We start from the raw sequence: 12,061 nt of genomic DNA, 5'->3' as shown, positions 1-12,061 counted from the left end.
CCGCCACCTTCGGCGGCAGCACCGACCTCGGCCGGGCGCAGGGCTGGACCGACCAGAATACTCAGCGCCTCGTCGTGCACGACGCGGTGACGGGCTACGACGACATCCTGGCCTTCGGGGCGGCGGGCGTGTTCGTGGCCGAGGGGCAGGACCCTTCGAGCCACGGCGGGCAGCCCTTCGGGGCGCTGCACCTCGCCATCGCGGATTTCGGCACGAACCAGGGCTGGTCGAACGCGCTGACGCCGCGGCTGGTGGGGGACGTGAACGGGGACGGGACGCCGGACATCGTGGGGTTCGGGGCCTCGTCGACCTTCGTGGCGCTGGGCTCGCGGGACGCCTCGGGCCACCTGAGCTTCACGATGGACCCGACGAAGCAGATCAACGACTTCGGCTACCAGGAGGGCTGGGACAGCGCCACGACGGTGCGGGCGCTGGCGGACGTGGACGGGTCGGGGCACCAGAGCCTGGTGCTGAGCGGCTACGCCGGTACCCAGGTCTGGCAGGTCGCTTGAGCCCCTGACGGGGACATCGCCATAGACTGGCAGCCCGAGGCACTCGTCCCGGGCTGTACGCGCGTGCGGGGCGCTGCGTGTCCGTGCGCATCGGTATGCCCATCCGGGACGCTGGCGTGCGGCATCGCGTGTGGGTCAGCACCGAACACGGACCGGCCCTTCAGCACTCCACCCGCTCTCATCTCAATCCATGCGAGACAGGCCACACGCGGTTGAGCGCAGGACGAGAGGCAAGCAAAAAGACCGACAATCTTACATGCCGGTGAGCAGGCTCGGCTCAAGTGCATGGCGCAAGAGGCGTCGGCGGCGAGGGATGTGAGGGAACCGTATCGCGGAACCGAATGTCCGAAAAACTCTCGCAACAGGACATTCCTGACGCGCGTCGCCGGCGGCCGCGTTGGGTCAGGAGCGCTGGTCAGGCGGGTGCAGTCTGTCTGTCTGGATGAGATGGCAAGCGGTCCCTCGCGTGGTCAAGTGTATTGAGTTTTGACCTTGGCGATACCGCTCCTCCTGTTCCTCGGTGACTGCTTCCTCAGCAGGGGAAGTTTCAGACATCAGAGCCGCTTCGCGGTGGATTGATTTTTCCGAATTTCGATCTCAATTCACTGCTGCTGAAGTCGTCCGGAACAGGTGAGGCAGAGCCGAGGAAGGCCGTCGGTCCGAATGCCGACAGGAAATCGCGATCACCGCCGTCGCCGGCTGCGGGCGATTCAGCCTGCCGATGATGCCCCTTGGGTCGCTCACGGCCTGCTGCTCTGCATCACCCCGGCAGGAACGCCGCCGCCCCGCTCTCGCGATCCCGCACCACCTCCACCGGCGCCCCGTACAGGGCTTCGAGCCGCCGGGCCTCCAGGACCTCCGCCACCGGCCCTTCGCCGAGACGCGTTCCGGCCCGCAGCAGCAGCGCCCGGTCGGCGATGCGGGCCGCCTGGTTCGGGTCGTGGGTGGTGAAGACCACGCCGAGCCCGTCGCCGCGCAGCCGCGCGATCTCGCGCATCACCCGGCCCTGGTTGCCGAAATCGAGGCTGGCGGTGGGCTCGTCGAGCACCACGAGGCGCGGCTCCTGCGCCAGGGCCCGGGCGATCAGCACGAGCTGGCGCTCGCCCCCGGAGAGGCGGGTGACTGGGCGGTCGGCGAGGGGGAGCACGCCCATCCGCGCCATCGCCGCCTCGGCCGCGTCTCGGTCGGCCCGCGAGGGCGCGCTGAGGATTCCCACGTGGGCGCTGCGCCCCGTCAGCACCACGGCGCGGGCCGTGAACGCGAAGGCACCGCCCGCGCTCTGCGGCACGTAGGCCATCAGGCGCGCCCGCTCGCGCGCCGACAGGGTGGCGAGCGGCCGGCCCGCCACGGTCACGGCGCCGGCGCGGGGCGGCAGCAGCCCGAGAAGCGTCTTAAGGAGCGTGGTCTTGCCACCGCCATTGGGGCCGAGCAGCGCCAGCACCTCGCCCGCCGCCACCGACAGGTCGAGGCCGCGCCCGATCTCGCGGCCCGGATAGCCGAAGGCGAGGCCGCGCGCGGCGAGCAGGGTCATGACCAGTCCTGCTCCGCGCCCGCGAGCAGCCACAGGAAGACCGGCGTCCCGACGATGGCGGTCAGGATGCCGAGCGGCACCTCCACCGGGGCGATGCTGCGCGCCAGCGTGTCGATGACGAGCAGGGTGCCGCCGCCGAGCAGGCAGGCGGCCGGGAGCAGCCGCGCGAAGCCCGGCCCGACCAGGAAGCGGGCGAGGTGCGGCACCACCAGCCCGACCCAGCCGACGATGCCGGCCGCCGCCACGCTCGCCGCCGTCACCAGGGTGGCGGCGCCGACCACCGCGACCCGCAGCCGCCCGGTCGGAAGGCCGAGCGCCCGGGCCTCCTCGTCGGGGAGCGAGAGCGCGTCGAGCCGCCAGCGCAGGAGGAGGAGCAGGACCGTGCCGACGAGGATCGGGGCGCCGAGGGCCAGGAGGTCGCCGCCCCGCACCCCCGAGAGGCTGCCGAGCAGCCAGAAGGTGATGGCGGGGAGCTGATTGTAAGGGTCGGCGAGCACCTTCACGAGGCCGACGCCGGCCCCCAGCAGCGAGCCGATCACCACGCCCGCGAGCACCAGCACCAGGACCGGATCGCGCCGCGCCAGCCCCGCCCCGACCGCGTAGACCGCCGCCACCGCGAGGAGGCCCCCCGCGAAGGCGAGGGCCTCGATGGCGAGGACGCCGAGCGCCAGGAGGATGCCCAGCACCGCCCCGAGCGCCGCGCCCGAGGAGGCCCCGAGGATGTCGGGGGAGACGAGCGGGTTGCGAAACAGGCCCTGGAAGGCGGTGCCGGCGCCCGAGAGGGCCGCGCCGACCAGGATCGCCGCCAGGATGCGCGGCCCGCGGATCTGCCAGACCACCGCCTCGACCGCGGCGGGAAGGCCCGACGGGGCGCCCGTCAGCTTGGCGGCGAGCACCCGGGCGACGTCGGCGAGGCCGACCGGGTAGCGCCCGACCCCGAAGGCGAGGGCGACCGCCAGGACGAGGGCGCCGAGCGCCAGCGCCGCACCGGCGCCCGCGGGCAGGCGCCCCGCGAGCCGGTTCTCCGCCCGGGCCTGCGGGCCGCTCACGGGGTCCCCGCGAGCACGCGGTCGAGCGCCGCCGCGTCCGGGGTGACGTGGTAGAAATCGCGGTGGAAGTCGCGGGCGATCGCCCGCAGGTCCTCCGGGAAATGCTCCGGGTAGAGCACCTTGCCGAGCCACCACAGGCCGAGGAAGCGGTTGACCGAGGGCGGAAAGTCGACCCAGCCGAAGGGGAGGGCGGGGGCGAGGTGGATCCGGCCGGCCCGCACGGCCGGCAGGCTCTGCCAGACCGGATCGGCCTTCGCGGCCGCCACGAAGGCGGGGTCGAGCGCCACGATCACGTCGGGCGCGAAGGCGAGCACGTCCTCCGGGGAGACCCGGGCGAGACCGCCGCCGGCGCCGGCCGCGTCGGTCGCCCCCATCAGCTCCAGGGCCTCGACGTTGATCGACCCCGCCCGCGCCGTCTCGAGGCCGCTTGGTCCGCGGGCGAGGTAGACCTTCGGGCGCCGCTCGGGCGGCACGGCGTCGACCCGGGCGCGCACCGTCGCCAGGATCGCCTCGCAGCGGGCCGCGAGTTGCTCGCCGTCCCGCGCGCGGCCGATCAGGGCGCCGAGGCGGCAATAGGTCGAGGGCGCGGAGGGCAGCCGCCCGTCGAACAGCAGCGCCGGGATCCCGGTCTGCTCCTGCACCCGGTCCGCCAACGAGCGATAGGTCTCGGAGGTGTCGCCGGTATCGACGATGAGGTCGGGCCGCAGCGCCAGCACGGTCTCCAGGTTGGCCGTGTTGCCGCGTCCGGTGAGGCGCCCGGTCTCCGGCAGGGCGGCGGCCTCCGGCAGCAGGAAGGCCCGCTCCTCCGGCCGCAGCGCCCGCGGCCAGCCCGCGAGCAGGTCGGGGGCGAGGGTGTAGAGCAGGATCGCGGCCGGCGGCCCGGCCGGGAAGATCCGCCGCACCGGGCCGGGAGGGACGGGCAGGGGGCGCCCGGAATCGTCGCGCTCGGGCTCCGCCCCGGGTTCCCCCGCACGCGCGGCGCCCGCACCGGCGAGGGCCGCCAGGCCGAGGAGCAGCGCGCGGCGGTCGGGGCGCATCACTCGACCGCGATCATCACGTCGCTGGACTTGATGATGGCCTGCGCCGGCTTGCCCACGGCGAGCTCCAGCTCGTCGACGGACTCGTTGGTGATCGCTGCCGTCACGACCTGGCCGCCCGGCAGTTCCACCGTCACGTGGGCGGTGGTCGAGCCCTTGGTGACGGACTTGATGGTCCCGGAGAGGCGGTTGCGCGCGCTGATCTTCATCACGGAGGTCCTCATTGCTGCGGCAGTCGGGGCCGCGGGCCTGACATAGCAGGGCGTGGCGTCGCGGACAGCATCCGGTGACGCTTCGAAACCAAGCCGGGCCTCGCCGGTTGTCCCGCAGTTTCGCCGCGCGGCCGCCGGCCCCGCGCCCCGCGCGGGACCGAGGCCCCGGCCAACCGTCGAGGAGATCGATGCATCAGGGCAGCCACCGCGACCACGAGGGCGCGCAGAAACTCTTCAGCCTCATCAAGGACGTCAAGGTCGCCATGATGACGACCGTGGACGCGCAGGGCCAGCTGCGCAGCCGGCCGATGTGGAGCCAGGAGGCGGACGACCAGGGCGACCTCTGGTTCTTCGTCAAGCTCGACGCCCCCGTCACCGGCGAGATCAGCCGCGACTCGCAGGTCAACCTCGCCTACGCGGATCCGTCGAACCAGAACTACGTCTCGGTCTCCGGCAAGGCCGAGATCGTGCGCGACAAGGCCACCATCGAGTCCAAGTGGAACGAGAGCCTGAAGACCTGGTTTCCCAAGGGCAAGGACGATCCCGAGGTGACGCTGATCCGCGTTCACCCGGAGAAGGGCGAGTACTGGGACAGCCCGAACGCCACGATGCTGCACCTCTACGGCTACGTGAAGGCGGCGGTGACGGGCGAATCGCCGAAGACCGAGAAGAAGGCGGTGGACCTCTCCGCCCGCTGAGCGCGCCGATGCTCGCGGCCGGGGACAGGTCCCCGGCCGCAGCTTGACTTTGGCCGCCGATCGGTGCGGGGTGACCCACCCCGCCCGGCCCTGCGCGCCGGGTCAGTCAGGCACGGGTGATGCTCGACCTCGCCACCAGGGTCTACAACCACACCTGGAAGATCGACCCGATCATCCGCTCGGTGCTCGACACCGACTTCTACAAGCTCCTGATGGCGCAGACGATCTTTCGCCGCCACCGGGACGTGGACGTGACCTTCGGCATCCAGAACCGCACCGCGCGGGTGCGCCTCGCCGAGATCATCGACGAGGGCGAGCTGCGCGAGCAGCTGGACCATTGCCGCTCCCTGCGCCTGACCCGCGGCGAGTCGACCTGGCTGCGCGGCAACACCTTCTACGGCCAGCGCCAGATGTTCTCGCCGGACTTCATGGATTGGCTGGAGGGGTTCCGCTTCCCGGACTACCTGCTGGAGAAGCAGGACGGGCAGTACGTGCTGACCTTCCACGGCCCGTGGATCGAGACCACGATGTGGGAGGTGCCGGCGCTCGCCATCCTCAACGAGCTGCGCTCGCGCGGCGTGCTGAAGGGGATGGGGAAGTTCGACCTCCAGATCCTCTACGCCCGGGCGATGACGCGGATCTGGGAGAAGATCGAGCGGCTGAAGCTGCTGCCCGGCCTGTCGATCGCCGATTTCGGCACGCGGCGGCGCCACGGCTTCCTGTGGCAGGACTGGTGCGTGGAGGCGATGATCGAGGGGCTCGGGCCGGCCTTCCTGGGCACCTCGAACTGCCTGATCGCGCTCCGTCACGACATCGAGGCGGTCGGCACCAACGCGCACGAACTGCCGATGGTCTACGCGGCTCTCGCTGAGGACGACGCGGCGCTCGCCCGCGCGCCCTACGCGGTGCTGACCGACTGGCAGCAGGACTACGCCGGCAACCTCCTGGTCATCCTGCCCGACACCTACGGGACCACCGGCTTCCTCACCAACGGGCCCGCCTGGATGGCGGACTGGACCGGCATCCGCATCGATTCCAAGGACCCGATCATCGGGGGCGAGGAGGCGATCGCGTGGTGGCGCGAGCACGGGCGCAACCCGCGCGACAAGCTCGCGATCTTCTCCGACGGGCTCGACGTGGAGTCGATCGAGACGATCCACCACCGCTTCCACGGGCGCCTGCGTCTGGGCTACGGCTGGGGCACGCTGCTCACCAACGACTTCCGCGGCCTGGCGCCGGACGGGCGCCTCGACCCGATCTCGATCGTCTGCAAGGTGATCTCGGCCAATGGCCGCCCGACCGTGAAGCTCTCCGACAACCCGACCAAGGCGCTCGGGCCGGAGGAGGAGGTCGACCGCTACAAGCGGGTCTTCGCCGTGGGCGCGCAGGTGGCGCAGCCGGTGGTGGTGTGAGGGGGCGGGGGATCGCGCGCGAGCCCTCCCCCGCTACGCACGGCTGTCCGGGGCAATCCAAGCCACCGACGAATGCGTCTTGATCTCCGGGAAGCACTGTGTCGACAACAAACGACGCCAGTCCAGCGTACGCGGGATCCCCTCTCCCGAGTGGGAGAGGGGTAGGGGTGAGGGTGGCTCGGCTTCAGCAAGAAGTCTGAACGGTGCAGCTCGCAGCTCAACCTTCCGAGTTCAATCCTGAAGCCGACCCACCCTCACGCGGGATCTTCGATCCCCCGGCCCCTCTCCCACTCGGAAGAGGGGAGAAGCGCCACGCATTGCTCGCGGACATCCTGCCGCAGAGGCAGGTTTCCCCGGGCGCACCCGTCCCCCGCCGTCCAACCCGATCCCCCCGCACCAATCCGGGGATCCATTCATGCGTCCCGGCCGTTCCTGCCCCGTGTACCGCCCGGCTTCCCGGGCTCCGAGCGTGAGGCGGCGTATGGCGCAGAACGGTAGGTCGTCCCTGATGCCGGCGGTGCCCACGCGCATCCCGGCCGCCGAGACGCCCGGCCGCGGCGTCGCCATCCCGATGCTCGTCGCCGCCCTGATCGTCGGGGCCCTCTATGTGGGCCGCGAGATCCTGATCCCGATCGCCATCGCGGTCCTGCTCAGCTTCGTGCTCTGGCCGCTCGTCAGCCTGCTGCGGCGGCTTCACCTCGGGCGGATGCCGTCGATCGGCCTCTCGGTCCTGGCCTGCCTCGGCATCGTCGGGCTCCTCGCCCTCGTCATCGGCATGCAGGTCGCCGATCTCGGCACCAACCTGCCCGGCTACCAGCGCACGATCGAGCACAAGCTGGAGCGCCTGCGCGAGGGTCCGGTCGGATCCGCCGCCACCTACCTGCGCACGCTCGGCCAGCACCTGCAGCAGGCCGGCGCGGCCTCCGAGGATTCGGCGAAGACCCAGGATCCCACCGCCCCGCACCCGACCCCGACTGTGCAGAACCCGGACAAGCCTGTCCTGGTCGAGATGCGCGAGCGCGGCCTGCCGCCCCTCGAACTCGCCGAGCGCCTGCTCGCCCCGATCGCCGCCCCGCTCGCCACCACCGGCATCGTCTTCGTCGTGCTGATGTTCATCCTCGGCCAGCGCGAGGACCTGCGCGACCGGCTGATCCGCCTCGCCGGATCGAGTGACCTTCACCGCACCACCGTGGCGATGAACGACGCGGCGCGGCGCCTGAGCCGCTTCTTCCTGGTCCAGCTCGCCCTCAACGCGAGCTTCGGCGTCGCGATCGGCGTCGGCCTCTGGGCGATCGGCGTGCCGAGCCCGATCCTGTGGGGCATCTTCTCGGCGCTGATGCGCTTCGTGCCCTATATCGGCGCGTTCGTGTCGGCGCTGCTGCCGCTGGCGCTCGCCGCGGCGGTCGATCCCGGCTGGACCATGGTGATCGAGACCGCGGCCCTGTTCCTCGTCCTCGAACCCCTGGTCGGGCAGGTGGTGGAGCCGCTGCTCTACGGCCACTCGACCGGGCTGTCGCCCTTCGCGGTGCTGGTCTCGGCCCTGTTCTGGACCTGGCTGTGGGGACCGGTCGGGCTGCTGCTCTCGACGCCGCTCACCGTCTGCCTCGTGGTGCTCGGTCGCCACGTGGACCAGCTCGAATTCCTCGACGTGCTGTTCGGCGATCGCCCGGCCCTGACGCCGGTCGAGAACTTCTATCAGCGCCTCCTGGCGGACGATCCCGACGAGGCGCAGGCCCTCGCCGAGGCGCTGCTGAGCGAGTGCTCGCTCTCGTCCTACTATGACGACGTGGTGCTCAAGGGGCTGCAGCTCGCCGCCTCCGACGCGCGGCGCGGCGTGCTGACCGGCGAGCAGCTGGAGCGGATCCGCAAAGCGATCGACGAACTCGTCACCGACCTCGCCGACCGGGACGACGCCGCCCCCCAGGCGGCGCCGAGCCTCGCCGGTCGCCTCCTGAACCGCGAGACAGAGGGCCCCTGCGACGCCGCCCCGGCCGTCCCGGACGGGCCCCCGCCCGAGGCCCTTCCCGCCGCCTGGCGCCAGAAGGGCGCCGTGCTCTGCGTGGCGGGCCGCGGTCTCCTCGACGAGGCCGCCTCCACGATGCTCTCGCAGCTCCTGGAGAAGCGGGGCCTCGGGACCCGGGTGGTGCCCTTCGGCGCGGTGTCGCGGGCCGAGATCGCCTCCCTGGACGCAGGCGAGGCCCGGATGGTCTGCATCTCCTACCTGGAGATCAGCGGCACGCCCGCCCATCTGCGCTACCTCATCCAGCGGGTGCGGCGGCGGCTGCCCGGGGCGCGCGTGCTCGTCGGCCTCTGGCCGGTCGACGACGTGGTGCTGGCGGATTCGGAGGCCCGCGCCTCCCTGGGCGCGGACGACTACGTCACGTCCCTGCGGGAGGGCGTCGAGGCCTGCCTGAAGGCTGCCGCCGGGGCGCAGACCGAGCGGCCGCAGCGCGTCCCGGAGGCCGCCGCTGTGGCCGCCGGGCCGCGCCCCGAGGCCGTCCCGGCCGCCGCACCGGCGTGAGGACTTGACGCAGGGCGCGCGCCGTCCTTTCGATCCGCCACGGGCCGCGCGGGGTCGGCCCGCAGGGGTTGGCCGATGAGCGTGGTGGATTTCGCGCGGTTCGTGGACGAGCTCGCCACGGTGTCGGGGCAGGCGATCCTGCCCTTCTTCCGCGCCGCCTTCACGACCGAGGACAAGGCGGTGGGCCCCAAGCCCTTCGACCCGGTGACCGAGGCCGACCGGGCGGGCGAGGTGGTGATGCGCCAGCTCATCCGGCAGACCTTCCCGGACCACGGCATCCTGGGCGAGGAATTCGGCACCGAGAACGGCGACGCGGAGTACGTCTGGGTGCTCGACCCCATCGACGGGACCCGCGGCTTCATCGCCGGCCTGCCGCTCTGGGGCACGCTGATCGGCCTCAACCGCGGCGGCACGCCCTGCTACGGGATGATGAACCAGCCCTTCCTCGGCGAGCGCTTCTCGGGCGACGGCAGGACTGCGCAGTATCGCGGGCCGCACGGCACGCGCCGGCTGCTGACGCGCCGCCGCTCCGTCCTGTCCGAGGCGATCGCGGCGACGACCGACCCGCGCCTGTTCGGCGAGGGAGCGGACCGCGCGGCCTACGGGCGCGTCGAGGACGCGGTGCGCCTGATGCGCTACGGGACCGACTGCTACTCCTATTGCATGCTCGCCGCCGGGCAGATCGACCTCGTGATCGAGGCCGGGCTGAAGCCCTACGACATCGTGGCGCTGATCCCGATCGTCGAGGGCGCGGGCGGCGTCGTGACCACCTGGGACGGCGGGCCCGCGGGCGCCGGCGGCAACATCGTGGCGGCCGGCGACAAGCGCCTGCACGAGGCGGCGCTGACGCTCATCAACGGGTGAGTCAGGGCCGCACCCGCTCCAGGGCGACCATGTCGTCCTCCTCCGGGCGCCGCTCGGGGAGCGGCGTGCCCGGCACGAAGGCGTCGAAGGCGGCCCAGAACTGCTCGCGGATCCCGTCGCGCTCCATCAGGATCTCGTGGCGGGCGCCGCGCAGGGTGAGGCCGTGACCCGCCCGGAGGCGAGCCGCGAAGCGCTCGATGGCCGGCGTGCTGCAGACGGGGTCGTCGCCCGCCGCCACCACCAGCACCGGCAGCCGGATCCCGAGCGGGTAGCGCGGATCCTCCAGGCGCCGCATCGCCCGGAAGGCGGCGGCGAGCCAGGCCACGGTCGGGTCGCCCACCGCGCCCGCCCCCACCGCCAGGGCCGCGGCGGCGTTGCGGGCGTAGCGGATCGGGTCCGTGGTGAGCCGATTGCCCGGAAAGGGCTTGGTGGCGATCGAGACCGGGCCGCCGCCCGGCACGTAGCGGCGCCCGAGGCCGAGCCCGTTCAGGAGCGCGGCGAGGCGCATCGCCGCCCGCGGGTGGCGCACCATCACGATGCCGAGCATCGGCGCGATGGCGACGAGGCGCGAGAAGGGCAGCCAGCCCTCCTTCGCCGCCGTCAGGCAGAGCGCGCCGCCCATCGAGTGGGCGAGGCCGAAGAAGGGCCGCGGCATCGCGGGCTCCAGCACCTCCGCGGCGATGGCGTCGAGGTCGGCGCGGTACTCCTCGAAATCGCCCACGTGGCCTTTGCGCGCGTCGTCCACGGTCCGGTCGGAGCCGCCCTGGCCGCGCCAGTCGAAGGCGACCACGGCGAAGCCCCGCTCCCGCAGGTCGGTCACGGTCTCGAAGTACTTCTCGATGAACTCCGCCCGGCCCTGGACGAGGCAGACCGTGCCCTTCGGCTGGCGCGCCGTCGCCGCCCAGGTCACGGCGCGCAGGCTGAGCCCGTCCCGGGTCGGCACGGACAGGATCCGGGCCCCGGGCGGGATCGGGTTGTCCGGGGTGGCGATGAGCGGAACCGTCACGGGCGCGGACCCCTGGATGCGAGCCGGAAAGGCGACGCTTCGAGAGCACCGCGTCCGGCCCGCAAAAGCAAGCGCGGGCCGCGCGATTTTGTGCATCCGGGGTCTTGAACCGCCGCCGCGCGCCACCGATCTCCTAGGGGCACCGGCCAGACGGCGGTGCACGAAGACCCAGGGTTCGGCCATCCGGCGAACCTGAAGATCACATATTGCTTCGGACGGAGAATATGTCATGCGTCAGTTCGACCTTGCTCCCCTCTATCGCTCGACCGTCGGCTTCGACCGGCTGTTCTCTGCGCTCGACCAGTTCGTCAGCGCGGATGCGGCCCCCACCTATCCGCCCTACAACATCGAGCGCACCGGCGAGAACGCCTACCGGATCACGGTGGCGGTGGCCGGCTTCACCGACCAGGATCTGTCGATCGAGGTCCGTGAGAACGCGCTGACGCTGAAGGGCGACCGCAAGGTGGCCGAGGCCCGCAAGAGCGAGTTCCTGCATCAGGGCATCGCGGCGCGCAGCTTCGAGCGGCGCTTCCAGCTCGCGGACTACGTCCAGGTGACGGGCGCGACGCTGGAGAACGGCCTGCTCCACATCGATCTCGTCCGCGAGATCCCGGAGGCCAAGAAGCCGCGCACCATCCAGATCGCCTCGGCCAGCGGCCCGAAGTCGATCGAGGGCACGGTGCAGCAGGCCGCGTAAGCGACGATCCCCCGTTCCGAGTGGAGCGCCCCGGCGAGAGCCGGGGCGTTTTCGCGTGTGGGCTCGAAACCCTCCGCCGCTACGGATCCCCGAACAGCAGCTCGGCCTGGGCCTTGGGTTTCCGGGCGGCAGCGGGCCTCGGCTTCGCCTTGCGCGGCGGGCGCTTGACGTCGGTGCCGCGGATGCGGGCCTTGCCCTTGTCGCGGGCCACCGCCTCGGGCGCGGTCTGGTCGCCCGAAAGCCACTTGCCGCGCTTGATCACCTCGTTCACCCGGCCCTGGTTGACGCCGAGCTTGAAGGCGATCTCCTGCTGGGTCATGTCCGTCGAGCCGTGCAGGTCGAGGATCGCCCGGGCGAGTTCCGGGGTCATCTTCTTGCCGACGATGCGCCGGCCCGGCTTCACGGTGCGGTTCGCCCGGTCGCGCTCGCGCAGCCGCTCCAGGATGGCCAGCGCCATCAGCATGCCGTGCTCGCGCAGGGCCTCCTCGAATTCCTTCAGCGTCGTCATCGGCGAAACCTCGG

11 protein-coding genes and 1 pseudogene are annotated in these 12,061 nt (G+C 72.1%); 6 read left to right on the top strand and 6 right to left on the bottom strand.

Features of this window, described 5'->3' with window-relative positions; genetic code table 11:
* A pseudogene (locus ACW9J6_RS27870) lies at nt 1-512 on the top strand (hypothetical protein); the annotation flags it as partial.
* Between the two features lie 760 nt (nt 513-1,272).
* Here ACW9J6_RS27870 and ACW9J6_RS27865 read toward each other — a convergent pair.
* The 4 genes from ACW9J6_RS27865 to ACW9J6_RS27850 are packed head-to-tail and all read right to left on the bottom strand — an operon-like array spanning nt 1,273 to nt 4,338.
* On the bottom strand, nt 1,273-2,043 hold the full coding sequence (locus tag ACW9J6_RS27865) for an ABC transporter ATP-binding protein (protein WP_457119599.1): 771 nt from the start codon (nt 2,041-2,043) through the stop codon (nt 1,273-1,275).
* Nucleotides 2,040-3,092 carry a FecCD family ABC transporter permease gene (locus tag ACW9J6_RS27860; protein ID WP_457119598.1) on the bottom strand — a complete coding sequence of 351 codons (1,053 nt, stop codon included), beginning with the start codon at nt 3,090-3,092 and terminating at the stop codon, nt 2,040-2,042. The genes ACW9J6_RS27865 and ACW9J6_RS27860 overlap by 4 nt, the downstream gene beginning before the upstream one ends.
* Nucleotides 3,089-4,129 carry an ABC transporter substrate-binding protein gene (locus ACW9J6_RS27855; RefSeq protein WP_457119597.1) on the bottom strand — a complete coding sequence of 347 codons (1,041 nt, stop codon included), beginning with the start codon at nt 4,127-4,129 and terminating at the stop codon, nt 3,089-3,091. Before ACW9J6_RS27855 ends, ACW9J6_RS27860 begins: the two co-directional genes overlap by 4 nt.
* Nucleotides 4,129-4,338, bottom strand: coding sequence for a TOBE domain-containing protein (locus ACW9J6_RS27850; protein WP_457119596.1), 210 nt, complete (start codon nt 4,336-4,338; stop codon nt 4,129-4,131). Before ACW9J6_RS27850 ends, ACW9J6_RS27855 begins: the two co-directional genes overlap by 1 nt.
* A gap of 191 nt (nt 4,339-4,529) precedes the next feature.
* On the opposite strand from ACW9J6_RS27850, the gene ACW9J6_RS27845 reads away from it, so the two are divergent.
* The 4 genes from ACW9J6_RS27845 (at nt 4,530) to hisN (ending at nt 9,836) form a co-directional block, all read left to right on the top strand.
* Nucleotides 4,530-5,039 carry a pyridoxamine 5'-phosphate oxidase family protein gene (locus ACW9J6_RS27845; RefSeq protein ID WP_457119595.1) on the top strand — a complete coding sequence of 170 codons (510 nt, stop codon included), beginning with the start codon at nt 4,530-4,532 and terminating at the stop codon, nt 5,037-5,039.
* Between the two features lie 119 nt (nt 5,040-5,158).
* Nucleotides 5,159-6,451, top strand: coding sequence for a nicotinate phosphoribosyltransferase (gene pncB / locus ACW9J6_RS27840; protein ID WP_457119594.1), 1,293 nt, complete (start codon nt 5,159-5,161; stop codon nt 6,449-6,451).
* Nucleotides 6,452-6,959: 508 nt separating this feature from the next.
* A complete protein-coding gene (locus ACW9J6_RS27835) occupies nt 6,960-8,972 on the top strand; it encodes an AI-2E family transporter (RefSeq protein ID WP_457119593.1) in 2,013 nt (670 codons plus the stop codon).
* A gap of 75 nt (nt 8,973-9,047) precedes the next feature.
* On the top strand, nt 9,048-9,836 hold the full coding sequence (gene hisN / locus ACW9J6_RS27830) for a histidinol-phosphatase (RefSeq protein WP_457119592.1): 789 nt from the start codon (nt 9,048-9,050) through the stop codon (nt 9,834-9,836).
* A 1-nt stretch (nt 9,837) separates the two neighbouring features.
* On the opposite strand, the gene ACW9J6_RS27825 is transcribed toward hisN, so the two are convergent.
* On the bottom strand, nt 9,838-10,842 hold the full coding sequence (locus ACW9J6_RS27825) for an alpha/beta hydrolase (protein WP_457119591.1): 1,005 nt from the start codon (nt 10,840-10,842) through the stop codon (nt 9,838-9,840).
* 229 nt (nt 10,843-11,071) lie between these two features.
* On the opposite strand from ACW9J6_RS27825, the gene ACW9J6_RS27820 reads away from it, so the two are divergent.
* Nucleotides 11,072-11,539 (top strand): Hsp20 family protein, encoded by a 468-nt coding sequence (locus ACW9J6_RS27820; RefSeq protein WP_457119590.1) that lies wholly within the window; start codon nt 11,072-11,074, stop codon nt 11,537-11,539.
* Nucleotides 11,540-11,618: 79 nt separating this feature from the next.
* Here the strand turns inward: ACW9J6_RS27820 and ACW9J6_RS27815 are convergent, their stop codons facing one another.
* Nucleotides 11,619-12,047, bottom strand: a complete 429-nt coding sequence (locus tag ACW9J6_RS27815) for an RNA polymerase subunit sigma-70 (RefSeq protein ID WP_457119589.1) — start codon at nt 12,045-12,047, stop codon at nt 11,619-11,621.
* Nucleotides 12,048-12,061: the final 14 nt, after the last annotated feature.

Source organism: Methylobacterium sp. JK268, assembly GCF_054052225.1.
This window is presented reverse-complemented; position numbering and strand designations above follow the sequence as displayed.